This window comes from Streptomyces sp. NRRL B-24484 (genome assembly GCF_000717715.1).
Taxonomy (GTDB): domain Bacteria; phylum Actinomycetota; class Actinomycetes; order Streptomycetales; family Streptomycetaceae; genus Kitasatospora.
Genome location: NZ_JOAI01000014.1, coordinates 125746 through 150449, shown reverse-complemented (window position 1 = coordinate 150449; position 24704 = coordinate 125746). Strand labels below are relative to the sequence as shown.

The window sequence follows — 24704 nt, the reverse complement described above, 5'->3', positions numbered from 1 at the left end:
CAGCAGCAGGTCGATCCGCTCGCGGGCGGTCAGCTTGCCCTTCGCGTGCTGGGCCTCGGTGGCCTTCTCGCTCGGACCACGCCGGACCTGCTCCCGGAGGGCGTTCAACTCCGCCACCCGATGGCGCGAAGTCCCGACGGTCGAGGACGAGGTGGAGGACGGGAGATCAGTCATGGTCGACACTCCTTGGAAGCCGGCGCAGGGTGACAGGAAGCGAAGCCCCGGCCGGTACGGCCACGGACGCCACGTAGTGGTCTTCGCAGGGCACGTCCGCCACCGTCCAACCCGCCGGGCCGGCCGGAGCCGCCGGCCCACCGGCCCCCAGGTAGTCGGCGGCCAGCGAGCGTCGCAGACCGACGCCGATCCCTTTCAGGTACGCCTCCTTGCGCGTCCAGAGCCAGGTGAAGTACCGCGCCTTGGCGGACTGCGGCTGGGCCGCCAACTCGGCCTGTTCCGCCGGGTGGAAGCGCAGGCTGCACAGGTCGACGGTGGACGGCGGGGGTATCCGCTGGACGTCCACCCCGATCGGCACGGGTGCCACACCCAGCAGCGCGAGCCCGGCGCTGTGGGACAGCGAGAAGTGAAGGGGGGGCGGATCACCGGGGAGGGCCGGCCGGCCACCTCGGTCACGAACGAGGAGCACCTCCTGCGGGGTACTGCCGAGGTGCGCCGCGAGCAGGCGGCGCAGTGCCAGATGCGCCGAGACGTAGAGCGCGCGGTCCGCCGGGCGCCGGAAGGACATCGCCCGGCGCCTCTCGGTCTCGTCGAGCGCGGCGAGTTCGTCCCGGTCCGGGAGCTGGTCGGGCCGCACCAGCCAGAGGTCCACCCCGCCCGGCGACGCCGCGGCAGCCGCTGGCGGACAGGGTGTGGTCGGAGCCGTCATCGGATCAGTACCGATACGGGTGATCCCGCCGCGCCTGCTGCAACGCATCGCCCCACCAGACGAGTTGGTCGAGCATGACCTTGGCGGCGGCGGTGCAGCCGGCCGGCTCCCGGGGTTCGCCGGCATCGTCGAAGAGGTCGGCGGCGTTGTGGAAGCTGACGGTGTCCCGGATGGTCGCGGCGTGCAACTCGGCGAAGACGGGCCGGAGCTGTTCCACTGCCCGCAGGCCGCCGGCCAACCCGCCGTAGGACACGAATCCCACCGGCTTGGCCCGCCACTGGACGTAGTGCCAGTCGATGAGGGACTTCAGGGGGGCCGGAAAGCTGTGGTTGTACTCGGGCGTGACGATCACGAAGGCATCGGCAGCCTCCAGCCGCCTCCCGAGCGCCTGCACCTGCGCGGGCGGCTGCGGCGACAGCGCCACCGGAACGTCCAGGCCGGCCGGGTCGACGACGTCGACCTCGAAGGCGTCGACCCGGCCGGCCTGCCGTGCGAACCAGGACGCGATCGTCGGACACAGGCGTCCCTCACGGGTGCTTCCGAGGACAACGGCGAGGCGGAGACGTGCTGGTGACATGACTCTCCCGTCACGGGGCGAGGGGGGACAGGGTTGCGCGTCCGCGGTGAGTGCGTTCGCACGGGACGTACGGGCCGACCTCGTCCGGCCGGCCCGTACGTGCCGGGTTCGTGCGGCCGGTCAGCCGCCGAGCAGCGTGCCGCCGCTGGCGTCGACGAACGTGCCGGTGATCCAGCGCGCGTCGTCGGAGGCGAGGAAGGCCACGACGTCGCCGACGTCCTCGGGCTCGGCGATCCGCTTGAAGGCGTTCATGTTGGCCATGAACTCGCGGGCCTCCGGGATGTCGAAGACCGGGCTGCCGTTGTTGGTGATGCCGGGCGACACGGTGTTGACGGTGATGTTCCGCGGGCCGAGGAGCCGGGCGAGGTGCAGGCTGACCTGGTCGAGCGCGCCCTTGCTCATGGCGTAGGCGACCTCGTCCGGGTTGGCGTACCGCAGCAGACCGGTACCGATGTTGATGATGCGTCCGCCGTCCGGCATCACCGTCAGAATGCGCTGGGTCAGGAAGAGCGGCGCCTTGGCGTTGACCGCGATCAGCCGGTCGAAGACCTCGGGAGTGAGGTCCTCGGGCTTGACCCCGCCCATCACCCCGGCGTTGTTCACCAGGATGTCCAGCTCCTCCTTCCCGGTGAACTCGCGCAGTCCTGCCGTCAGGCCCTGGAAGAGGGCGTCGACGTCGCCGGGCACACCCAGTTCCGCCTGGACGGGGAAGGCCCGTCCCCCTTCGGCCTCGATGGCAGCGAGCGTCTCCTTGGCCGCGTCGGCGTTGTTCGCGTAGTGCACGGCGACGGTCGCCCCGTCACGGGCGAGCCGCGTCGCCGTCGCACGGCCGATGCCGCGGCTCGAACCCGTCACCAGGGCGGTCTTGCCGGCAAGTCGCTTCACAGGAGTTCTCCTCGTCGAATGGGGCCGGCGACCCCGTGCGCAGCGCACGGGAGCCCGGCCGGAAAGGGGTCTGTCACTGTCGGGTGGGCCGGGGGAGGCCGAACCAGCGGGTCAGCGCCTCCCGCAGCCGCTGCTCGCCGCCGTCGGCCCACACCACGTGCCCGTCGGGACGGACCAGGACGGCGGCGGCCGGCACCGCGGTGTCACCCGGTCGTGGTTCCGCCGCCACGACGGACACCCGGTCGGCCCAGCCGGACGCGACGGTCCGCAGTTCTGCGTGGCCGGTCGACCCGGGTGCCAGGTCGAGCAGGAGTCCCCGCCCGGAGCGCAGCAGCGCGCCGGTGTCGGACTCGCCCGCCTCGGTGACCAGTTCGGCGTGCGGCAGCCGGGCGCCCAGGAGCGGGTGGTCGGCACCCTCCACGGGATACCGGATCCCGACCCCGCTGATCCCCGCGCCCAGGCGGTCGCGCACCGCTTCGAGGCCGAGCAGACCGCTCATGACGGAGCGGATCGCCTCCACCTCGGGCCCGCCGAGCAGCAGGGCGGCCTGGGCGGCTATGTCGGACAGCACCCGGGAGCCGACCGCGTGCCGCTCCTCGTGGTAGCTGTCGAGGAGGCCCGGAGGCGCCCAGCCGCGAACCGTCGCCGCGAGCTTCCAGCCCAGGTTGACCGCGTCCTGCAGGCCCAGGTTGAGGGCCTGGCCGCCCACGGGCATCTGCTCGTGCGCGGCGTCCCCGGCCAGCAGCACCCGGCCGCGGCGGTACTGCGTCACCTGACGGCTGGCGTCACCGAACGAGTTGATCCACAGGGGCGTGCCCCGGCCGATGTCCTCACCGGTGACGCGAGCCCAGGTGCCGGCCACCTCGTCGAAGTCCGGCTCCGCGTGGCGGGACACCGCGGGTCGGCCGAACTCGTGCACCATGACGCGCGTGACGCCGTCCGGGCGGCGCGCCGCGATGGCGAGCCCCCTCGGCAGCCGCTGGAACCTCCTGTCGGGCACGTCGATGCCCGCCACGTCGGCCCGGAGCAGTTCCCGGCCGGCGGCCGTCCCGACGCACTCGAACCCGGCGAGCCCCCTGAGAGTGCTTTTCTCTCCGTCGCACCCGACCGCGTACCGGGCCCGCAGCCGGGTCAGTGAGCCGTCCCGGCGGCGGAGGACGGCGGCCACGGAGTCACCGTCCTCTTCGACCCCGGTCAGCTCCCAGCCGCGGCGCACGTCGGCCCCCAGGCCCGTGGCCCAGGCACCGAGGATCTCCTCCATCCGGGTCTGGGGGACCTTCCACAGCCCGGCGTACCGGCTCGGCTGCCCGCCGAGGGGGAGCGGGATGCCGCCGAAGTGTCCTGTGCCGTCGCGGGCCACCTCGCCCAACTCCGGCATCAGGCCCCGTTGGTCGACGATCTCCATGGTGCGGGCGTGCAGGGTGGACGCCCGGGACTCCGTGGTCGGCGCGGTCAGCCGCTCGGCGACGACCACGCGAGCCCCGCCGAGCCGCAGCTCACCGGCCAGCATCAGTCCGACGGGGCCGGCCCCGACGACCAGGACGTCCGTCTGCGTCTCGGACACCGCCGTCAGACCCGACCCTCGGCATAGCCCTTGGCGTACCCGAGGGTGGCCCGGCTGTTGGTGCTCAGGGCACCCTGCACGTACTGCCGGGCGTCCGCGACGCCGGCCCGGTCGCCGAGGACCGCGGCGATGTTCTCGACGTTGATGACCACCGTGTGCTGGGACGTCGCGGTGACGCCGTCGCCGTCCTCCTCCAGCAGCCAGTAGCCGGTGTGCAGGGTCATCAGGGCGGGGAGGACGGTCTGCTTGTAGACGATCCGCTCGCGGGGGAAGCAGACGCGCACCGAGCTGGTGGTGTGCGTGGAGCCGTCCTTGGCCCGTGTCTCCATCGTCAGCCGCTGCAGCCCGGGGGTGTCCTCGGTCAGTTCGACCTCGGCCACGTGGGGCAGCCGCTCGGTCCAGAGGTCCGCCCGGTCCAGGAAGTCGTAGACGTCCTCGGCCGAGCCGTCGATCCGCACCGAGTCCTGGAAGGACAGCAGCAGGTCGTCCGGAGCCCCGACCACCAGCTCGGCATTGACCTTCAGCGCGGCCAGCTCGGACCGGCTGTTGCGGTCGACCGCCCGGTCGATCCAGGCGAGGCCCTCCGCGTCGTCGTCCACGGCCCGGTAGTCGTGCAGCAGGCGGATCCGGCAGGTGGTGTCGGACAGCGGCTCGATGATCCACGACCCGCCCATGGCGGCCACCGGCGGGGCGGAGACCTCCTGGCGGAAGTCGATGCGCAGCTCTTCGGGACGGAGCTGCCTGCGGGACGTCCAGCTCTTGGCCTCGCCGTTGGCCGTGGCCCAGATCCGGATCCGCTCGGTCTGCTCACCCCGTTCGAGGTGATCCACATGGACGGTCGGGTGGAAGAGCCGCGGCCAGTTCTCGACCTCCGCCAGCAGGCGGTAGATGTCGGATGCCGGCGCGTCCACCTCGACGGTGTGCTCCACCCGGCTGGTTCCCCGGTCGGACATGGTGTCTCCTTGCGCTCGGGTGCTGCTCAGTAGTTGCCAAGCCCTCCGCAGACATTGAGTGCCTGCGCAGTGATCGAGGCGGCGGTGTCCGAGACCAGGTAGCCCACCAGCCCGGCCACCTCCTCGGGGGTCGAGTAACGACCGAGCGGGATCTTGGCGTGGAACTTCTCGAGGACGGCTTCCTCGGAGATGTCGAGGGCGCTCGCGTACCCCTGCCGGACGCGCTCCGCCATGGGGGTCTCGACGTAGCCGGGACAGACCGCGTTGACGGTGATGCCGGTCGGACCCAGCTCGTTGCCGAGCGCCTTCGTGAAGCCGACGACACCGTGCTTGGACGCGGAGTACGGCGCCCCCAGGACGACGCCCTGCTTGCCCGCGGTGGAGGCGATGTTGATGATCCGTCCGGTCGCCTTCGCGCGCATGCCGCCGGCGGTGAGCACCTCGCGGGTGACCAGGAACACGCTGTTGAGGTTGGTGTTGATCACGTCGGCCCACAGGTCGTCGGTCAGCTCCGCGGTCACCCCTCCGCCGCTGCGACCGGCGTTGTTGACCAGGACGTCCACCGGGCCGAAGCGTGCGACGGCAGCCGCCACGAAGGCCTTGATGTCCTCGGCCGACCGCACGTCACAGGTGGTCCCGTCGACGTCCAGGCCCTCCGCGCGCAGCTCCTCGACGGTGTTCTTCACGTTCTCCGCGCTGCGTGCGCAGAGGAAGACCCGGTGTCCCCGGGCCGCGAGGGTCCGCACCACGGCGAGGCCGATCCCGCTGGTGGCACCGGTGACCAGGGCCACCCGCTGCTCGTGCTGATCCATGTCTCCTCCTGTGTCGATCAGCCGGCGTGGGCGGTCACGAGGTGGCCGTGGACGATCTCGAGCAGCGCACGCGGCGTCCCGGCCCCGGCCAGCGCGTCGTCGTCCAGCGTGACTCCGTACTCGCGCTCGATCCGGCCGCACGTCTCCAGCAGCGCGAGCGACTCGTAGCCCAGCTCCTCGAACGCGGTGTCGAGGATGTCCGCGTCGAGGTCGACGCCCTCCTCGGTCCCCGCGCCCTCGCGGAGGATGCGCCTCAGGTCGTCGATGGTGAACTCGGTGTTCGGCATGTCCGTGTGTCCTTCCTGGATGTCATTGCGTGGGTCGTGGGGGCCGGGGCCGTCAGCGCGCGTCCGTCACCACCACCGCCGAGTTGAAGCCGCCGAACCCGCGTGCCAGGACCAGCGCCGCACGCAGCGGTGCCACCCGCTCCTCGCCGGTGACCAGGTCGAGGCCGTAGTCGACGCGGGGCAGGACGTTGACGGTCGGCGGAATCACCCCGTCCCGGATGGCCAGCAGCGCGGTTGCCACGTCCAGCGGGCCGGCCCCCGAGTTCAGTCGGCCGGTCATCGACTTCGGTGCGGTGACCGGTACGCCCCGCGGGCCGAAGACCTCGGTGAGGGCCCGGGCCTCGACGAGGTCGAGTTCGGGAACCGCGGCGGCATCCGCGAGGACCACGTCGATGTCGCCGGGTGTCAGGTCGGCGTCCTGGAGGGCGATCTCGATCGCGCGGCGCAGCCCCGGCTCGCGGCCGGTTCCGGGCCGGGGATCGAACGTGGAGCCGTAGCCGGCGATCCGGCCGTACACCCGGGCGCCGCGCGCGCGGGCCGCCCGTTCGTCCTCCACGACGAGCAGCGCGCCGCCCTCGCCCGCCACGTGGCCGCTCGCCCCGGCGTCGAACGGCCGGTAGGCCGTGGCCGGGTCGTCGTCGGTGCTCAACCGCCCGCTGGTCAACTGGGCCACCCAGCCCCAGGGGCAGACGGAGGCGTCGACGCCGCCGGACACGATCACCTGGCTGCCGCGCCGGATCTGGCGCCGGGCCTGCGCGATCGCGTCCAGGCCGCCGGCCTGGTCGCTGACCAGGACCCCGCTGGGGCCGCGCAGCCCGTGCCGGATCGAGATCTGACCGGTGTTGACGGCGTAGAACCATGCGAAGGACTGGTACGCGCTGACGTACTGGCTGCCCTTGCTCCACAGCGCCCGCAGCTCGTTCTGGCCGAACTCGAAACCACCCGCCGAACTCGCGGTGACCACTCCCGCGGCGAACTCCGGGAGGTCCTCCGGCCGGATTCCGGCGTCCAGGAGGGCCCAGTCGGCGCTCACCAGGGCGAGCCGGGTCATGTGATCGGTCTGGGGGAGCAGCCGACCCGGCAGGTGGTCGGCCGCGACGAATCCCGGCACCTCGCCCGCCAGGCGGGCGGGATACTGCGTCGGGTCGAACCGGGTCACCCGGCCGATGCCGCTGCGGCCGGCCCGGGTGGCGGCCCAGTAGTCCGCCGCACCGAGCCCGTTGGGGGCGGCGATGCCGAGTCCGGTGACGACGACGGACGCGGTCATGCCGTGTTCCTCTCGGGACGGGTGAGCACCATGGCGCTCTGGAAGCCTCCGAAGCCGCTGCCGACGCTGAGCACGTGGTCGAGTCGTGCCTCCCGGGCGGAAATCGGCACGTAGTCGAGATCGCACTCGGGGTCGGGGTTGTGCAGGTTGGCCGTGGGGGGGATCACGTTCTCCGCCATGGCCAGTGCGCAGGCCGCGATCTCGAGGGATCCGATGGCACCGAGCGAGTGCCCGATCATCGACTTGATCGAACTGACCGGAGCGCGGTAGGCGTGCTCACCGAGGCTGCGTTTGAAGGCCGCGGACTCGTGGCGGTCGTTCTGCTTGGTGCCGGAGCCGTGGGCATTGACGTAGTCGATGTCCGTGGGGTTCAACCGGGCCTCGTCCAGGGTGGCCCTGATCGCCTCGGCCATCTCCCGTCCGTCGGGACGCAGCCCCGTCATGTGGAAGGCGTTGCACCGGGAGGCGTATCCGCCGATCTCCGCGTAGATGTGCGCCCCGCGCCGCTGTGCCCGGCCGAGTTCCTCCAGGACGAGAACCGCGGCGCCCTCGCCGAGGACGAAGCCGTTGCGGGTCCGGTCGAAGGGCCTGGACGCCCGCCCGGGATCGTCGTTGTACGGCGTGGTGGCCTTGATCGCGTCGAAGCAGGCCATCGTGATCGGGGAGATGGGCGCGTCCGTCGCGCCGGCGATCATCACGTCGGCACTGTTCTCGCGGATCAGTTCCACGGCGTGGCCGATGGCGTCGAGCCCGGACGTGCAGCCGGTGGAGACCACCGTGCTGGGCCCCTCCGCCCCGGCTGCCCACGCGACCTCGGTGGCGAAGGAGCTGGGGACGAAGTGGCCGTAGAGGTGCGGCACCGCGTAGCGGTGGTCGACCAGCTCCAACCGGCCGTCGTCGCTGACGACCCGGTACTCCTGGTCGAGCCCCGTGGTCGCGCCGACGGCGCTGCCGATGGTGACGCCGGTCCGACAGGGGTCCGTGGCGGCCGGGTCGAGGCCGCTGCCGGCCAGCGCCTCCCGGGTGGCGACCACCGCGAGCTGCGCGGCCCGGTCCATCCGGCGGATCTCCTGTGGCGTCAGTCCGTGTTCCTCCGGATGGAAGTCGATCTCCGCGGCGACCCGGGAACGGAACGGCGCGGGGTCGAAGAAGGTGATCCCCCGGGTGGCGGTCCGGCCCTCGCTCAGCAGGCTCCAGAAGTTCTTGACGCCCGTGCCTCCCGGTGCCATGACACCGATGCCGGTGATGACGACCCGTCGCCTCACCGCGCGCTCCAGTGGTAGAAGCGCCGTGCCATGGCATCCGCCGGGGAACGCCAGGTGTCGGGGTCGTAGGCCTGGATGAAGGGCTTGAGGTCGGCGCTGATCTGCACGAACGACGGGTGCCCCTTGGCGGCCTCGATCGCCTCGCCGCCGGCGTCGGTGTCGAAGTCCTGCAGGTGGAAGTACAGGCCCCGGTACGAGAACAGCTGGCGGCGGCGGGTGCCCATCAGGTGGGGCATGTCGGTGGTGTCGAACTCCGAGAAGAGCCGGGCGACGTCGTTGTCGTCACCGGGGTTCATCCGAGCCACGATCAGGGTGCTGTGCATGGTGTTGTCTCCTTGGCTGTGCCCCGATGCGTCGTCGGGGCTGGGCTCGTCAACGCGAACGTGGAGCGCCGAAGGACCGGGCCAGTGCCTCGGCCGGCGGAACGGGTCCGGGCGCGGTCCATGCGACATGGCCGTCGGGGCGGACGAGGATCGCAGCGGTCGACGTGAGCGGGTTCCGGTCCGCCGGCCCTTGCACGACCGCCGTGACGACGTCCACCCGGTCAGACCACGGTGCGGCCTCGGCCCGCAGGGCGGCGTCGTCGGCGAGGTCCAGCAGGACGCCCCGTGCCGGGTGGAGCAGCTCGGTCGTGCTGGTCCTGCCCGACTCGCCGACCAGTTCCACGTGGGGGATCCGGAGACCCAGCAGCGGGTGCTCCCCGGCGCCGACGTCGTACCTGATCGACAGTCCGCTGACCATGCCGGCCAGGTGGCGACCGACGTCGTCGAAGGTGAGCAGCTCGCTCATCACGTCCCGCAGCGGCTGCATCTCCGCCCCGCTGAGGAACAGCAGACCCTGTGCCTGGGTGTTCATCAGCAGCCGGCGTCCGACCGGGTGCCGCTCCGCGTGGTAGGTGTCCAGGAGCCCCTCGGGGGCGGTTCCGTTCACCGTCGCCGCGAGCTTCCAGCCGAGGTTGACGGCGTCCTGGATGCTGGTGTTCATGCCCTGGCCGCCGGCGGGCAGGTGGATGTGGGCGGCGTCACCGGCGAGCAGCACGCGTCCGCGGCGGTACTGCGTGACCAGCCGGGCGGGGTTCCCGAACGCACTGAGCCAGACCGGGGTGCCGCCGCTGATGTCCTGCCCGGTCAGCCGCTGCCAGGCCGAGGAGACCTCCTCCCAGGAGGGCGGCTGGACCCGGCGGCGCGGAGGGGTCCCGCGCTCGCACACGATGATCCGGTGCACGCCGTTCCCCAGCGGGCCGGCCATGACCATTCCGCCGGGCACGGTCTCACCGATCATGCGCGGGGCGATGTCGCAGTCCCGCACGTCCGCCAGGTACATCTCCATCGTGGAGTCGGTACCGGGGAAGTCGAATCCCGCGGCCTTGCGCACGGTGCTCCGCCCGCCGTCGCAGCCCACGAGATAGGCCGCGCGCAGCCGTCGGGGACCGTCCGGCGTGCCGACCTCGACCTCGACGTGCTCGCCCTCGTCGGTGAAGGAGAGCAGCTCGTGGCCGCGGCGGATGTCCGCCCCGAGTTCGACCACCCACTTCTCGAGCATGGTCTCGGTGACGGCCTGGGGAACACCCTTGACGCCGCCGGAATGCGCCGGCCCGAGAATGCTGAAGTCCACGGGGAGTCCGCCGAAGTGGCCCAGGTCGGTGATCTCGATGTCGCCCAGCCCGGAGAGGAGTCCGCGCTGGTCGAACACCTCCAGGGTGCGTGCCGTGAAGCCGAGACCGCGAGACTCTCCGGTGGGTTCCGCCAGGCGTTCGAGAACGACGACCTCGACTCCCGCGAGCCGCAGTTCACCGGCGAGCATGAGCCCCGCGGGGCCTGCGCCCACGACTACGACCTGCGCGTCCATTCCCATGTCCTTCCGTCGTACGAGCAAGCGGGGTCCCCAAGTGGCAGCGGGCATGCGGAATCGCCATGAACGGGGGATTCAAGGACGACATCGCGGGCGGTCGGCCCGCACCGGGCACCGGAATTCGGGGCGCCTCTGGAATCACGTCACCGGACGCTGATGAAAAGCTTCTTCGGGGGCGCGGACAAGTACAAGCGAGAACTCTCTAAGCTTTCGCTAGGTCGCCGTCAGTCCGCACTAAATTCGCGGCGGCCGGCCGTCAGCGGAAGTCGGCGGCGTGATCGGCCGCCCAGGTCGCGAAGGTCCGCGCGGGGCGGCCGGTCACGGCCTCGACCGTGTCCAGCACCGCGGCCGGCCGACCGTCGGCCATCGCCTGGGCGGTGAGGACGGTCTCCACCACGTCGGCCGGGTAGACGCCCTCCATCGCGGCCCGGGCCACCTCCACCGGGATCCTCTCGCACCGGATCGCGCGGCCCAGCGCCTCCCCGAGGAGCGCCACCTGGTCCCGCTGGGTGAGCGACTGCGGACCGGTCAGGGAGTACGCGGCGGACCGGTGGCCGTCCGTGGTGAGCGCCGTGACCGCCACGTCGGCGACGTCCTCCTCGTGGACCGGGACCGTGTACGAGCCCGGAAAGGGACAGTGCACGACGCCGTCAGCCCTGATCTCCGCCGCCCAGGCCAGTGCGTTGGTGGCGAGCGCCTCGGGCCGGACGAACGTCCAGCCGATCCCCGACTCCCGGAGCGGCTCCTCGACACCGAGGTGCATCCGGGCGATCGGGTTCCGGTCCCGGTCCGCCCAGGTCACGGCGATCGACGAGAGCAGCACCACGTGCCGTACACCGGCAGCGCGGGCAGCGTCGACGAAGCCGTCGATGCCCTGGGGAACGGTGTAGAGGAACACCTTCTCGACGCCCTCCAGGACGCCCCGGAGCGTCTGCGGCCGGGTCAGTTCGGCGTGCACGACCTCGACGCCGTCCGGCAGCCCGGGCGCCGCGAGGTCACGCGCCGTACCCCTGACCGGGAGGCCGGCGGCAACCAGCTTCCGGGCCACCAGGCTCCCGACGTTCCCCCGGATTCCGGTCACCAGAATCGTCATACCGCGTCCTCCTCATCCCGCTCGGTCGAAGCCCGTGTCGCCGCCGATGTTGGCGAGCATGCGCCGCAGCACCTTGACGACGAGGACGTAGTCCTCGTCGCTGACGCCGTCGTGGATCCGTGCGCGTACCTCGGGCAGCAGGACCATCACCCGGTCCCGCAGGGCGGTGCCGGCCTCGGTGAGGCCCAGCCGTCCCGCCTCGTCCACATCGAACCGCCGGTCGCCGAGCAGGTCGTCGACGGCCGGCTCCAGGGCGGAGAGCTCCACGTACGGCCGCTGCTGCGACACCAGGGTCAGCAGCTCGCCGCGGGTCAACCGCCGGCCGCTCTCGCCCAGCTGGTAGATCGCCCACCAGTGCGGCTGCGTCAGACCGAGTTCCCCCAGCCTGTCGTTGATGTAGTGGACGACCGCCGTCCGGACGGCCCCGGTCCAGTAGCCGACCGGCTGCTCGGCGAGCTGGGCATCGGTGAACTCCACGGCCTCTCCTTCGCTACTCCGCCGCGGCACGCAGCACCAGCAAGTGGCTCGTACCGGAAGCGGTTTCGGTGTCACAGAGGACGACCACCGGATAGGCGCCCTCCCACTCCGACCAGTGCCGCACCAGCGCCGACCACACGCCCGTGCCGCGACCCTCGCGGGGGGCACGGTGCAGGTCCGCACCCTGCGCCGGGACGGCGCCCGGATCGCCGTCCGGCCCGAGCACCACCAGGAGCCGCCCACCGTCCGGTACCAGCTCGGCGAGACGGGCCGCCAGTTCGCCGGACCCGACGGAGACGACGGTGTCGACCGTCCCCGGTCCGGCGCCGGTGTCGAAGGTCAGCAGGACCCCGGAATCGTTGGACGGACCGTCCGCCCCCGTCACCTCGTCGGCCGGTGCGCAGTCGAGGATCGCGAGCAGCGACCGCTTGCTCTGCCCGGTCCGTTCGTACGCGCCGGCCACCCGCATCGCGCTGAAGGGGGCGCCGAGGTCCTGCCCGCAGAGTGCGAAGCTGTGCGCGTCACCACCGGTCCGCAGGTTCAGGTACGAGGCCACCGTCTTGAAGCCGCTGTCCTCCGGCCGCGCGTAGGCGAGCATCACCAGGTCCGGCCCCGTCCCGGTCTCGGGCACCTGGTCGACCAACAGGTCGACCAGCCGTGTGTGTCCCGCCGGAGCGGGCTGCCCGTCGGGTCCCCGGTCCGGGGTCCCGCCGACCGTGACGACGGCGTCGTCCACGCCGTCGGAGGCCGCGGGGCGGGACGCCGGCACGGGGAGGGACGGCGTCAGCACGGACACGGCGGTACGAAGTCGCAAGGTCATGACCGGGGTCCCCCCGTGTTCGACGACGGTGTGAAGACCATGGCGGAGAACGTCATGCCGACCCCGATCGCCACGAACATGGCGGGACGGTCCGGTTCGAAGCGCTTCTCTTCGCCCAGGGTGGCGTAGTTGATGAGGACGTCCGAGGCGAGGCAATGGCTGTAGCGCGGGATGTTGTCGAAGAAGAACTTGCTCCGCAGAGCCTCGTCCTTGATCGTGTCCTGCCACAGGGTGGTGTTCGGATTCGGCGCGATGACCACCTGGATGTCGTCCAGCGTGCAGCCCGCCCGGTCCGCCGCCTCCCGCATCACCTCGACCATGAGACGCGGCCGCATCTCCGACTCGGCCCTGATCAGCGCGGGGGAACTCATCATGCCGTCCGAGAACTCGCCCCTCGTCCTCGTCACGAAGGAGCGGACAGCCGTGCCCGAGCCGTTCCAGGCCACCAGGGCGGAAGCGGAGCCGTCCCCGACCACACAGGTGTTCATCACCAGCTGCGCCGCCCGGTGGCGGGGCTTGTCGCCCGTCACCACCAGCGCCCGGGCCTCGGGATCCGCGTCGGCCCGGAGCAGTGCACCGGCGACGTCGATCGCGCTGAGCGCAATGGCGCAGTTCTGCTGGGTCATGGCGAACGCGGTCGCGTTCTCCAGCCCCAGGAGCTGCTTGATGTCCTGCGCGGTCTCCGGCCCCACGCTGCGCCCGCCGTGGAGCGCGTGGCAGTAGATCAGGTACCGCACCGACCGGGGATCGACCTGCCCCAGGATCCTCCTGGCCGCCGGCAGGACCAGGTCGTACAGGCTCAGACCGGGGTCGTAGTGCATCCGGTCGAGCCCGTGGATCCTGCGGAACATGTGCGTCTGCGCGGGGTTGAGCCCCAGCTCGGCCGCGCGCTCCTCCACCGTGACCGTGCGGTCGGGGAAGAAGGATTCGACTGCTTCCAGAGTGATCATTTCCAAGTTCCTCCTTCACTCACCAGCGCCAGCAGATCGGCCTGGCGTATGCAGCTGCGGACCACCGCGTCGTCCGCCTTCCTCTCGCGCACGGCCGCGGTGAACGCCCCGAGGCTGTTGCGCACCTGATCGTCCGGGGCGAGCGGGATCTCCCGGCTGCCGGTACCGCTGTCGACCCGGATCACCGGAACGTGGTCGGCGGGCGGCGCGAAGGCACGATCCACCCGGATCTGCCCGGTGCTGCCGCACAACCGGTAGCGGGAGGCATAGGCGTGATCGAGCCCGAAGGCCAGCTGCGCCGTGACGCCGTCCCGCCGCCGCAGCAGCACGGCTCCCGAGGTGTCGACCCGGCGCCCGGGGCCGGCGCCGAGCGCCGCACCGACCACCTCCAGGTCGTCGCCGAGGAAGTGCATCGCGGCCCGGACCGGGTAGAGCCCGACGTCCCAGAGCGCCCCGCCGCCCAGCTCCGGCCGGTACCGGATGTCGTCGTCCGGCAGCCGAGGGACGGTGAAGTCGGCGTGGAAGGACCGCAGTTCACCGATGGCTCCGTGCTCCAGCAGGCGCCGGACGGCGTCGTGCCGGTGATGGTGGACGAACATCACGTTCTCCATCAGCACCAGTCCTCGCGAGCGGGCCAGGTCCAGCAGCCGGCGGGTCTCCCGGGGGTCCGCGGTCAACGGCTTCTCCACCAGGACGTGCTTCCCGGCGCGCAGGGCGGCCTCGGCCCATCGGGCGTGCAGGGCCAGGGGCAGCGGGACGTACACGGCATCCACCTCGGGAAGCGCCAGCAGCCCGTCGTACCCGGTGACCGGGCGGCAGCCGTACGCACCGGCGAGCTCCTCGGCCGTCGGGCCGGTGCGGCTGGCGACCGCGACGACCTCCATGTCGTCCGCCGCCGCCATCGCCGGGAGCATCCGACGCCTGGCGATGTCCGCGCAGCCCATGATCCCGATCCGCACCGGTGGCGTCACGGGGCCGACTCCCCGCCGCCTCGCGTCGCGGACAGGTAGCCGTCGAGCACCGTCCGGTAGTAGTCGGGGCCGAAGCCGAATCCGCCGACCTCGGGCAGCAGCGCGTGCAACTTGTCGACCGACACGAGGTGCGACGTTCCGGTGTCCTCGTACCGCCTGGCGGCCGAGAGGCCGAGCCGGAACTCGAGATGGTCGACGATGCGCTCCACGGGTACGGCCGTGCCCGAGGCGACGTTGAGCGTCTCCTGCCGGACTCCGCGGCGCAGCAGCAGATCGATGACGGTGACCACGTGCCGGACGTCGATCACATCACGGGTGGCACGGCGCTGGATCGCGATCCGCCCGGCGCCGAGGGACTCCACCAGGGTGGGAAGCAGTTGGTGGGCGGGCTGGCCGGGGCCGACGAGATGTCCCAGCCGCAGGACCAGGCAGTCCGTCCCGGAGTCGAGCAACTCCCGCTCCATGCCGAGCTTGTGCTCGCCGTAGGCGCTGCGGGCCGTGACCGCGTCGTCCTCGCGGCCGGGCCGGTCGGCGCCGTAGACGCCGGCCGAGGCCGTGGAGAAGAAGACCAGCGTCCGGCCCGACGCCCGGCAGCGGTCCAGCACCCGGCGGAACAGCCGGCGCTCGCGTGCGAAGTCGGCGGCGGAGGTGCCGCTGGCCCACGAGACCCCTGCGGCCAGTGCCACCGCGTCGGCGTGCTCGTGGGCGAGCGGTGCGAGGTGCCCGGCGAGGAATCCCCGACCGATGATCTCCATCGCTGCCCCCTAGACCAACTCGGCGATGGCGTCCACCGCCCGGGCGGGCGGGGCGAGTTCGGCGATCTCCCGGGAGAGCGCGCGGGCGCGGTCGGCGTACGAGGGATCGCCGAGGATCTCCTGGCACGCGCCGACGATCGCCTCGGGTGACCCCTCGGTGCCGAAGAGGGTGACGGCGGCCCCGTACCGGGAGAGCCGTTGCGCACCCAGGTTCTGGACGGCGCCCTGGGGAATGGCGACCTGCGGCACGGCGGCGGTCATCGCCGTCAGGCTCGTGGTGCCCCCTCCGTGGTGCACGACGACGTCGCAGGTCGGTGCCAGCACGTCCAGCGGCACCCATCCGGCCCGCACGCCCGGCACCTCCGCCCGCAGGGCCTCACCGGCCTTGTCGGGCGCGGCCACCACCAGGTCGACGTCCAGCTTCCCGAGGGCGACCGCCAGGGAGCGCAGGAAGTCGTACGAGCGGCGCCGGATGTCGTGGTCGTCCACGTCGTGCGCCACGCGGCTGCCGGTGGTCAGGCACAGTCGCGGCCTGTCCGACCGGGCGAGCATCCACGGCTCGAGCTGCCGCTGCCCGTTGACCGGGATCCAGCGCATCCCCATGGTGCGCTTCGCCGGATGGGACTCGGGGGGACGCAGGCCCGGCGGACAGACGTCGATGAACAGCTCCGGCTCCGGCAGCCACCCCAACCCCAACTCAGCCAGCTCGGGGCCGAGTTCCTCCACCGCTCCGCGGTCCATCGCGGTCGCCTCGATCGCGTCCCAGGCGTGGCGCACGTACGGGACGCCGAGCCGGGCCGCGAGGAGGCCGGCGGCGTACGACATCGTGCCGCCCACGACGACGTCGGGCCGCCACACGCGGGCCAGCTCGTCGAGCGGGTCCAGCCACGCGGCGGCCATCCGCCCGAACCAGCGTCCGGTGAAGGGGATCTGCTCTTCCGGCACCGCGGGGATCTCCGCCGGCCGACCCGACCTGTCCGTGTGGACGAAGTGTCCGATCGGCAGCGACGAGACCGACACCGCGGGCAGACCCACACCCGTGATCGCCGGTATCACGTCGTCGTTGGCGGCCATGACGACGGCATGGCCCGCGTTGCGCGCGGCCGTCGCGACCGGGGCGAGCGCGAACGCGGTGGCGAGGCTGCCGGCGGCGACGAAGAGGATTCGCATCAGTACTCCATATCCCGTGGAGGGCGTCCCTCCGGAACGGCTTTCGCGTTCTGCTCCTCAGCGGAGATCGGCCAGTCCCCGGCCCTGCAGATCGGCGATGTCCTGCCACCGATCGCCGTAGCAGGACGTCGTGAACTTGGGGAGGCGCAGCTGCTCGTGGGGGGCGCCGAGGTCGATCCGGCTCAGCTCGTCGAGGCGGGCGAGTTCCGCCTCGCCCAGCCGTACGTCCAGGCACGCGAGGTTGTCACGCAACTGGTCCTCGGTGGTCGCACCGAGGATCGGGTGCACCGCTCCCGGACGACTGCGCAGCCAGGCGAGAGCGACCTGGGCGGGCGTCCACCCGCCTTCGGCGGCGATCTCGACCACCTCGCGGACGATCCCGTCGTCGCGCCGGTCCTCTCCCGCCCAGTTCTCCGCGCTGAGGCGGCCCGTGCCGCCCCGCAGGTACTTGCCGGTCAGTCGGCCTTCCGCCAGGGGCCCCCAGGCGAGCGCGCTGACGCCACAGCTCCGGGCCATCGGAAGGAGCTCCCGCTCCGGGGTCCGTTCGAGGAGGTTGTAGCGGATCTGGAGCGCCGCGAAGGCCGACCAGCCGCGGAGGTCGGCCAGCACGTTGGCCCTGGAGATCTCCCAGGCGGGCCAGTTCGAGGCGCCGACGTAGAGCACCTTTCCGGCCCTCACCTGGTCGTCCAGCGCCCGCATGACCTCCTCGACCGGCGTGAAGCCGTCACGTGCGTGCAGCCACAGCAGGTCCACGTGGTCGGTCTTCAGCCGGCGCAGGCTCGTCTCCAGCGAGTCGACCAGGTTCTTCCGGTGGTTGCCCGCCGAGTTCACGTCTCCCGGTCGGGTCATCGCGTTGTACTTGGTCGCCAGCACGAACTCGTGCCGACGACCGGCCAGCAGGTCACCGAGGTACGTCTCCGACCGGCCGCCCCCGTACACGTTGGCGGTGTCCAGGAAGTTGCCGCCCGCTTCGGCGTACAGGTCGATCAGCCGGCCGGCGACCTCCTTCGGTGCCCCCCAGTCGCCGGCGCCGAAGGTGCCGGCACCGAAACAGAGTTCGGAGACCCTCAGTCCGGTCTTCCCCAGGACGAAATACTTCATCGGGCATGCCCTTCTCTACCAGTCGACCGGAAGCCCGTGGGCGGACGTCATGCCGGGGGCCGATGCCTGCCGAGCACGACGACCGCGTTGTTGCCCGCGAAGGCCAGGCCGTTGTTCTGCACCACCCGCAGATCGGCGGGGACGGACTCGTTGGGCACGCAGTCGATCTCGCACTCGGGATCGGTCTCCCGGTGGTTGATCGTCGGCGGGATGAACCCGTGGGTGATGGCCAGGGAGCAGGCGATCGCCCCGAGCGCGCTGGCCGCCCCCATGGTGTGGCCGAGCATGGACTTCAGCGAGACCGTGCGCGGCGGCATCCCGGAGAACACGTCGCGTATCGCCCGGGACTCGGTCACGTCGTTGGTCTTCGTCCCGGTGCCGTGCGCGGAGACGAGGTCCACCTCCTCGGGCCGCACGCCGGCGTCCGAGAGGGCCGAGCGCATGCAGCGCGCGATGCTCGACTGTTCGGGCTGCACCGGGTGGTAGGCGTCGCAGCTCAGGCCGTAGCCCAGTACTTCGGCATAGATCCGCGCCCCCCGGGCGAGGGCGGAGTCGAGCCGCTCCAGCACCAGCACGCCGGCACCCTCACCCGTCAGGATTCCCTGGCGGTCCCGGTCGAACGGTCGACAGAAGTCCGGTGCGATGGTGCCCAGCCGGTAGAACGCCGTGAAGGACTTCCGGCACATCGCATCGGCCCCACCGCACAGCGCGATGTCCGCGTCACCGACCCGGATCGCGTCGAAGCCCATGCCGATCGCGTAGTTGCCCGCCGAACACGCCGTCGCCAGGGTCAGCGCCTCGGCGTCGGACAGCCCCAGCTCCCAGGCGACCGCCGCCGACAGCCGTCCGGCTCCGACCCGTCGCGTCACGTCCGGATCCCAGTCCTGCGGCCCGGACTCCACCCAGGTCCGGGCCAGGTGGTCCAGGTCCTGCGACTCGCCGTCGGTGGTGCCGATCGAGATCTGCACCCGCCGCGCGCGCAGACCTTCGTCCGTGAGCCCGGCATCGCGCACCGCCATCCGGGCCGCCGCGACCGCGAACTGGCTGGTCCGCCCGAGCTCGTCGACGGACCACCGCTCCAGCCACTGTTCCGGCTCGAAGCCGGGCACCTCGCAGCCGTTGGCGTGCGCGAAGCCGGCCGTGTCGAAGACCGAGATCGGCGAGACGCCGTTGCGGCCCTCCCGCAGTCCCGCAGCGAATTCCTCCACACCGATGCCGATGCTGGAGAACACGCCCAACCCGGTGATCACCACCCGGTCGTGGGCAGGCCGCGCATGCGCGGCAAGCACATCACCCATGTCCGTTCCAACCCTCCCATGCCTGCCCCGAGCGGGCCTCGGGCATCTGAACCACGCGATACAACAGGACACCGCTGCAGCACCCGGCCACCGGCGCAGGAAGGGCTCAGCCCAGCCGCGCCAGGCAGACCACCACGGTGCCGCCCTCGTCGGTCGAGGTGACCACGGCCAGCCGCCGTGCGGACTCCGGGTCCCGTCCGGCCAGACCGAGCACTGCCGCGAGCTGCAGAGCCCCCGACGCGGCGTGGGTCTCTCCGATCAGCTCGGTCACGGACACCAGCCGGTCACCGACCTCGAAGAGATCACCGAGCACGGCCCGCTCGGCCTGCCCGGCCGCACCGACGGCGCCGGAGGGGCAGGCCGTCCACACGTCGGAGGGCTGCACGCCGGCCGCCGCCATCGCCTGCTCGGTGCACCGGCGGACGATTGCGTACCAGTCCCCGTCACTGCAGGTCATCGCCTTCACCGCGAGCAGGGTGGCGAGCGGCGGCCGGTCCGTGGGCTCGGTGGTCAGCGCGAACATCGCGCAACCTTCACCGAGCACAGCGCCGGGGGCATCGGTTCCGGCGCTGCGCTCGGAGATCCAGGCGCGGGCCACCGAGTACTCCTCGGCAGCACCGCACAGTACGGTTCCCGCCCGGCCGGTGAGCAGGAGGCGGCGGGCGTAGTTGAGCGCGAGCAGGCCCGCCGAGCGGCCGGCGGCGAGCGTGGCGTTCGGCCCCTTGACCCCGTGCCAGATGGCGCACTGTCCGGCCGCCCCGTTCATCACCGCGTACGGGATGAGGCCCGGTTCGACGTGGAAGGGCCGCTCGCCGGTGAGCGAGCCGCGCGTGAAGTCGATGGTGCTCTGCGCACTCCCGACCGTCGTTCCGACGACCAGTCCGGTCGTGTCCGGATCGAGCTCGTGGCCGTTCAGGTCCCGGAGCAGATCACCGATGGTCGAGACCGCCATCCCGGTCACCCGGTTCATCATCCGGGTGCCCTTTTTCCCGAGGACGGCCCGCGAGTCGAAATCCGGAACCAGGCACGCCGTCCCGGCCAGCCCCTGTCCTCGCTCGATCGGCTGCTCCGTGGGACGCCCGGCCGCCAGCCCGTCGGAGAACACCGACCGGCCGATGCCGTAGGGCGAGGTCACCGCCCACCCGATGACGGCGAGGCCGGGACCCGCCGAATCGACCGTGCTCATCGAGGGATGTTCCCGACGACCTCGTAGACCCCCTGGAGGCTCACCATCCGGGAGAGTTCCGACTGCTCGATGGTCACCCTGAGGTTCAGTTCAAGGGAGGAGAGGATTTCGATGAGCCTCATCGAATCGGCGTCGTGGTCCTCGACGAACAGGCTGTCATCGGTGATCTCGTCGCTCTCGAGCTCCAGAATGTCGCAGACGATCCCCTTGATGAGCTGCTTTTCGTCTGACGTCACAACCGCCATGCCCGCCTCCAGTCCGCATTGCTGAAACCACTTTGCCGGATGTCATCCAACAGCTTCTTCGGGACCCCGGCAAAGTTCAAGCCGAGGAATTCTATGTTTTCACTAGCCCGCGGCGCGCGAATGCTAAATGCGGCTGCCGCTCATCGCCGGACGACGTCCGGCGCGACCACGGCAGGTGCCGGACGCTCGGCCGCCGGGTCGCCGAAGCGGTGGAGCACCGCCCGGCCCTCCGGACTCCGCAGGTGTTCGGCGAGCCGGGCCGGGACCACTGCGGTGAGCAGGAACCCCGTGCCGCCGAACCCCCGGTTGAGGAAGCCGAACCACGACAGCGGGGCCCGGGAGCTGACCACCGGGCTGAAGAAGGCCGGATGCTGCCCGTCGAATGCGACGTCGTACACGCCCGAGCGGGTCCAGTTCGTCATGATGAACGTCCGGTGCGCCGGGTCGAAGACCACGGGGGCGCAGCGGTGGAGGCGGGACCGGCCGACGGGTCCGACGAAGGCGCGATCGGAACGCATGCACAGGTGCGACCGCATGAAATCGTCCAAACCGGACCGGATTCCGGCCGCGAGCACCTCGGCCGTCCCCGTCGGCGGACACGGGAGGAACATGGATTGGACGAGGTTGCCGAGGAGCCCGGCCGGCACGCCGAGGCGGGGACGGAGGTCGACGGGAACCGACAGGTTCCACGGAACGGGGTCCGCCTGCATGTCCCGGAACGCGGTCACCAGGTGCGCGCAGAGCACGTCGTTCGACGAGAGGCGCCCCGAGGGCCCGCTGCCGAACGCCTCCCGCATCCGGCGCACCTCGTCGTCGCCGAAGTGGATCTGAACGGTTCCGTTGTCCTCCCGTACGGGGGGCATCCGGTGTCCCTGCCCGGACGACTCGTCCCGACCCGGCGGTCGGCAGATCGGCTGCCCGGAGTCGTCCTGCGGCAGGACGCCGTCCAGATGGCCCTCCCGGTCCTCGACCGTGAGCACCTCCGGCGGTGTCGTCCCTTCGACGAGTGCCGACCAGACGCGGACGAACTGCATGAAGCTGCCCATGTCGCCCACCGCGTGGTTCCAGCTGCACCCCAGGGCCGTGGCGCCGTCGGCCAACCGGCAGACGCGCACCGTCAGGAGCGGGCGCAGCTCCAGGGGTTCGCCGAGGACGTCGACCCGGTCGATCAGGCCCCACTCCGGATCCGTCGCCTCCCGGACGGCGTCGTCGAGGGACGCGTCGACGTCGAGGACCGTCATGGGCACTCCCGCGTCGGAGCAGACGATCTCGGGCCCGTCGCCGCCGGCGCGGAGCCGGCCCCCGAAGACCGGCACGAGGTCGAGCGCACGGCGCAGCCCGTCCGCCAGGCGCTCTGCGTCCACGCCCCGCGCGAAGAAGAAGGCAACCGACACGTAGCGCTGGACGTACATCACGTCGGTCGAGCCGCACCGTACGACGGTGTCCCGCGCTCTGCCCGGTGTGATCGTCCGTGCTTCACGCAGCCGCGCCCGAGTGCCCATGCATTCTCCCGATCTCCGGAATTTCTCTGAGCCGCAATTCGGCGGCACATTTCGAAGGGCCCGACGTGTCCCGCGGAGCAGCCTCTTCGAATGCGTGGAGGAACTCAAGCGATCATTGACTAAGATTTCGCTAAATCTCCGCCGTCCCGTCGGCCGGCGCCCGCGGCGTCGTCATCGGCGAGGAACGCGTGAGCCCGCCGCAGATCGTGATCTGCGGCGGGCTCACGCGTTCGACGCGCCGGCGGCTATCCGGCGTCGGGCACGGTGGGTGCACGGCCCGGGTCGCGGCTTCCTCCGGGTCGGCCGGGTCGGCCGGATTGGCCGGATTGGCCGGGCTGGCCGGGCTGGCCGGGCATGACGAGGCGGCGACGGAGGAAGAACGAGGTCACCAGGGCCAGCACTCCGATCACCGTCATCCCGATGACCACGCTGTGCAGGCCCGCCACGACGGCGGCCCGGAACGCCTCGCGCACCTGTGCGGGCAGGGCGCGGATGTCGGCGGGAGTGCTCTGACCGCTTGCCGCGGCGAGCGCGTGGCCGGCCTCCGCCCCGAGTCGGCCGGTGAGGACGTGCTCCAGCCGGTTCGTGTAGAGCGAGCCGAGCAAGGCGACGCCCAGCGATCCACCGACCGCGCGGAACAGGTTGATCATTCCGCTCGCCGCGCCGAGGTCGCGCTGATCCGTCTGGCAGGCGAACGAGATGATCAGCGAACTCTGCATCAGCACGCCGATGCCGATCCCGGCCAGCAGGGGCAGCAGAGTGGCCGCGACGAGGCCCGTCCCGGTGCCGAGCAGCAGCAACAACAGGACGCCGACCACCGCAACGATCGCGCCGACGACCGGATAGAGCCTCAGCGGACCGGTCCGGACGACCATGCGGGCGACGACCAGTTCCATGATGATCATGCCGATCAGGAACGGCAGCATCAGCAGTCCGCTGGCGGTGGGCGAGACGTCCAGTACCTGCTGCAGGTACTGGGGGAAGTACACCAGGGCGCCGAGCAGGCCGGCACCCACCAGCAGGCCCAGCACCTGGGCGAGCGTGAAGTCGCGGGTGTGGAAGAGACGGGACGGCAGGACCGGCTCCACGGCCCGGCGCTCGACCAGCGGAAGCGTGGCCAGGAGCACGACGGCGGCCACGCCCAACCCGATGATCGGGGCCGAGCCCCACGCGTACCGGGTGCCCGCCCAGCTGAGCAGCAGGGTCAGCGCGACGATACCGCCGGTGAGTTGGGCGGTGCCGAGCAGGTCGATCCTGACCTTCGGGCGGCGAGCGCTGCGCGGAATGCCCACGGCGCCGGCCGCGAGCGCGATCAGGCACAGCGGGACGTTGATGAAGAACGACCAGCGCCAGCCGACGTGTTCGGTGAGCAGGCCGCCGAGCATCGGCCCGGTTCCCATGGCGAGCGGCATGACGATGCCGATCATCGTCTGCATCCGGATCCGGTCGGCCGGACCGGTCGCCAGATGGCCGATGAGCGTGAAGGTGCCGACCATCAGGCCGGCCGAGCCCAGACCCTGCAGTGCGCGGAAGGCGATGATCTGGGCCATGCTCTGCGCCAGGCCCGAGCCCACGGATCCGGCCAGGAAGACCAGGATCGCGATGACGAAGGCGCCTCGACGTCCGTAGAGGTCGCTCAGCTTGCCCCAGACGGGGATCACCGCCGCGCTGGCCACCAGGTAGGCCGTCACCACCCAGGACAACTCGTTGAGCCCGCCGAGCTCGCCGACGATCGTCGGCAGCGCCGTGCCCACGATGACCTGGTCCAGCATCGAGAGCGTCAGGCCGAGCAGCACGGCCAGCACGCCGAAACCGCGGTGCTTCGGCATCGGCCTGGCCGGCGCCGCGGGGGGATCCCCGATCGCAACGACATCTCCGTCTGGCATGACGCCTCACATCCTTGGTCCGAGCGTCTTCGTACGCCGTACGAAAACGACCGTAGCACAGTTGGTACGCTGTACGACAGACCGGGAGTGGAGCGTGCGATGAACGAGAACGAACCCGTGAGCATCTGGATGCGTCCGGAGCCGGCGGACCGGCGGACCGCACGGGCGCAGCGGACGCTCAGCCGCGACCTGATCGTGCGGGCGGCCGTCAGGATCGCCGACTCGGAGGGGCAGGAGGCGGCCTCCATGCGCCGGATCGCGGCCGAGATCGGCGCCGGCGCGATGTCCCTCTACTACTACGTCCCCAGCAAGGAGGACCTCGTCGAGCTGATGGTCGACGAGGTGATCGGCGAGACCCGGCTGCCGGAGCGTCCCGGCCCCGACTGGCGGGCATCGCTGGTGACGGCGGCCGACGAGAAGCGTGCCCTCTGGCTCCGCCACCCGTGGCTCGCCACCGCCTGGACGCACGGCCACCCGATCTGGGGGCCCAACTCACTGCGCCAGCAGGAGTTCGTGCTCGGCACGCTCGCCGGGTTCGACCTGCAGGTCGACGAACTGCTCAGCCTCATCGGCCTGTACAACAGCTATGTCGAGAGCTTCGTGCGCAACGAGGTCGGATGGCTGGAGGAAGCGCGCAGGACCAAGACGGACATGGCGGAGTGGATGCGGCAGAGCAGGCCGTACGCGCAGCAGCTGGTCGCCACCGGTGAGTACCCGATGTTCACCCGGGTACTCACCGAGACCATGGCTCCGCACATGGAACCGGACGCGCGCTTCCGGGACGGCCTCACCCGGGTGCTGGACAGCATCGCGGCCAGCCTCGCCCGGCTCGCCTGACAGGCCGTCGCCCGCGGGCGGCCCTCGGAGAACGCCACGCGCCGGTCGCGGGGGCACCGCCGATGCGAC

General features: G+C 71.5%; 25 protein-coding genes and 1 pseudogene. 1 reads left to right on the top strand and 25 read right to left on the bottom strand.

The genetic code is table 11. From position 1 onward, the window contains the following. From IE98_RS47920 to IE98_RS0115480, 25 genes and pseudogenes are all read right to left on the bottom strand, one after another. A pseudogene (locus IE98_RS47920) lies at positions 1-174 on the bottom strand (methylmalonyl-CoA carboxyltransferase); the annotation flags it as partial. After that, entirely contained in the window at positions 167-826 is a 660-nt protein-coding gene (locus IE98_RS0115595) for a 4'-phosphopantetheinyl transferase family protein (RefSeq protein WP_159400924.1), read from the bottom strand. The pseudogene IE98_RS47920 and the gene IE98_RS0115595, both read right to left, overlap by 8 nt. A 61-nt stretch (positions 827-887) precedes the next feature. Next, complete coding sequence (locus IE98_RS0115590) at positions 888-1460, bottom strand: NADPH-dependent FMN reductase (protein WP_030269278.1); 573 nt, start codon at positions 1458-1460, stop codon at positions 888-890. A 120-nt stretch (positions 1461-1580) separates the two neighbouring features. Beyond that, a complete protein-coding gene (locus IE98_RS49085; RefSeq protein WP_030269276.1) occupies positions 1581-2345 on the bottom strand; it encodes an SDR family oxidoreductase in 765 nt (254 codons plus the stop codon). 73 nt (positions 2346-2418) lie between these two features. Then, a complete protein-coding gene (locus tag IE98_RS49080; protein ID WP_030269274.1) occupies positions 2419-3909 on the bottom strand; it encodes an FAD-dependent monooxygenase in 1491 nt (496 codons plus the stop codon). 5 nt (positions 3910-3914) lie between these two features. Then, positions 3915-4862, bottom strand: coding sequence for an aromatase/cyclase (locus IE98_RS0115575; RefSeq protein ID WP_030269272.1), 948 nt, complete (start codon positions 4860-4862; stop codon positions 3915-3917). Between the two features lie 26 nt (positions 4863-4888). Next, positions 4889-5674 carry a 3-oxoacyl-ACP reductase FabG gene (gene fabG / locus IE98_RS0115570; protein ID WP_030269270.1) on the bottom strand — a complete coding sequence of 262 codons (786 nt, stop codon included), beginning with the start codon at positions 5672-5674 and terminating at the stop codon, positions 4889-4891. A 17-nt stretch (positions 5675-5691) separates the two neighbouring features. Continuing rightward, positions 5692-5961 carry an acyl carrier protein gene (locus tag IE98_RS0115565; RefSeq protein WP_030269267.1) on the bottom strand — a complete coding sequence of 90 codons (270 nt, stop codon included), beginning with the start codon at positions 5959-5961 and terminating at the stop codon, positions 5692-5694. Positions 5962-6013: 52 nt separating this feature from the next. After that, on the bottom strand, positions 6014-7228 hold the full coding sequence (locus IE98_RS0115560) for a ketosynthase chain-length factor (RefSeq protein ID WP_030269265.1): 1215 nt from the start codon (positions 7226-7228) through the stop codon (positions 6014-6016). Continuing rightward, on the bottom strand, positions 7225-8493 hold the full coding sequence (locus tag IE98_RS0115555) for a beta-ketoacyl-[acyl-carrier-protein] synthase family protein (protein ID WP_030269262.1): 1269 nt from the start codon (positions 8491-8493) through the stop codon (positions 7225-7227). The genes IE98_RS0115560 and IE98_RS0115555 overlap by 4 nt, the downstream gene beginning before the upstream one ends. Beyond that, positions 8490-8816, bottom strand: a complete 327-nt coding sequence (locus tag IE98_RS0115550) for a TcmI family type II polyketide cyclase (protein WP_030269260.1) — start codon at positions 8814-8816, stop codon at positions 8490-8492. Before IE98_RS0115550 ends, IE98_RS0115555 begins: the two co-directional genes overlap by 4 nt. Before the next feature lie 49 nt (positions 8817-8865). Continuing rightward, positions 8866-10341, bottom strand: a complete 1476-nt coding sequence (locus IE98_RS0115545) for an FAD-dependent monooxygenase (protein WP_030269258.1) — start codon at positions 10339-10341, stop codon at positions 8866-8868. 259 nt (positions 10342-10600) lie between these two features. Continuing rightward, the gene (locus IE98_RS0115540) at positions 10601-11437 is read right to left on the bottom strand and encodes an NAD(P)H-binding protein (protein ID WP_030269255.1); all 837 of its coding nucleotides are present in this window, start codon (positions 11435-11437) and stop codon (positions 10601-10603) included. 12 nt (positions 11438-11449) lie between these two features. Beyond that, the gene (locus IE98_RS0115535; RefSeq protein ID WP_030269253.1) at positions 11450-11914 is read right to left on the bottom strand and encodes a hypothetical protein; all 465 of its coding nucleotides are present in this window, start codon (positions 11912-11914) and stop codon (positions 11450-11452) included. A 13-nt stretch (positions 11915-11927) separates the two neighbouring features. Next, entirely contained in the window at positions 11928-12734 is an 807-nt protein-coding gene (locus IE98_RS0115530; protein WP_159400923.1) for a hypothetical protein, read from the bottom strand. After that, positions 12731-13684, bottom strand: coding sequence for a 3-oxoacyl-[acyl-carrier-protein] synthase III C-terminal domain-containing protein (locus IE98_RS0115525; protein WP_030269251.1), 954 nt, complete (start codon positions 13682-13684; stop codon positions 12731-12733). The genes IE98_RS0115530 and IE98_RS0115525 overlap by 4 nt, the downstream gene beginning before the upstream one ends. Continuing rightward, positions 13681-14655, bottom strand: coding sequence for a Gfo/Idh/MocA family protein (locus IE98_RS0115520; protein WP_043174235.1), 975 nt, complete (start codon positions 14653-14655; stop codon positions 13681-13683). Before IE98_RS0115520 ends, IE98_RS0115525 begins: the two co-directional genes overlap by 4 nt. Further along, positions 14652-15410 carry an NAD-dependent epimerase/dehydratase family protein gene (locus IE98_RS0115515; protein ID WP_030269249.1) on the bottom strand — a complete coding sequence of 253 codons (759 nt, stop codon included), beginning with the start codon at positions 15408-15410 and terminating at the stop codon, positions 14652-14654. Before IE98_RS0115515 ends, IE98_RS0115520 begins: the two co-directional genes overlap by 4 nt. Positions 15411-15419: 9 nt before the next feature. After that, entirely contained in the window at positions 15420-16580 is a 1161-nt protein-coding gene (locus IE98_RS0115510) for a nucleotide disphospho-sugar-binding domain-containing protein (protein ID WP_030269248.1), read from the bottom strand. Between the two features lie 57 nt (positions 16581-16637). Continuing rightward, the gene (locus tag IE98_RS0115505) at positions 16638-17681 is read right to left on the bottom strand and encodes an aldo/keto reductase (protein ID WP_030269246.1); all 1044 of its coding nucleotides are present in this window, start codon (positions 17679-17681) and stop codon (positions 16638-16640) included. A gap of 47 nt (positions 17682-17728) precedes the next feature. Then, complete coding sequence (locus IE98_RS0115500) at positions 17729-18979, bottom strand: beta-ketoacyl-[acyl-carrier-protein] synthase family protein (RefSeq protein WP_052390549.1); 1251 nt, start codon at positions 18977-18979, stop codon at positions 17729-17731. Between the two features lie 106 nt (positions 18980-19085). Continuing rightward, a complete protein-coding gene (locus IE98_RS0115495; protein WP_030269243.1) occupies positions 19086-20165 on the bottom strand; it encodes a beta-ketoacyl synthase N-terminal-like domain-containing protein in 1080 nt (359 codons plus the stop codon). Continuing rightward, positions 20162-20410 (bottom strand): acyl carrier protein, encoded by a 249-nt coding sequence (locus tag IE98_RS0115490; RefSeq protein ID WP_030269241.1) that lies wholly within the window; start codon positions 20408-20410, stop codon positions 20162-20164. Before IE98_RS0115490 ends, IE98_RS0115495 begins: the two co-directional genes overlap by 4 nt. Before the next feature lie 140 nt (positions 20411-20550). Further along, positions 20551-22020: an acyltransferase gene (locus IE98_RS42480; RefSeq protein WP_159400922.1), complete on the bottom strand. Its 1470-nt coding sequence runs from the start codon at positions 22018-22020 to the stop codon at positions 20551-20553. A 137-nt stretch (positions 22021-22157) separates the two neighbouring features. Further along, positions 22158-23741 (bottom strand): DHA2 family efflux MFS transporter permease subunit, encoded by a 1584-nt coding sequence (locus IE98_RS0115480; RefSeq protein ID WP_052390548.1) that lies wholly within the window; start codon positions 23739-23741, stop codon positions 22158-22160. A gap of 156 nt (positions 23742-23897) precedes the next feature. Between IE98_RS0115480 and IE98_RS0115475 the strand changes: the two genes are divergently transcribed. Continuing rightward, complete coding sequence (locus IE98_RS0115475; protein WP_030269237.1) at positions 23898-24635, top strand: TetR/AcrR family transcriptional regulator; 738 nt, start codon at positions 23898-23900, stop codon at positions 24633-24635. Positions 24636-24704 lie beyond the last annotated feature (69 nt).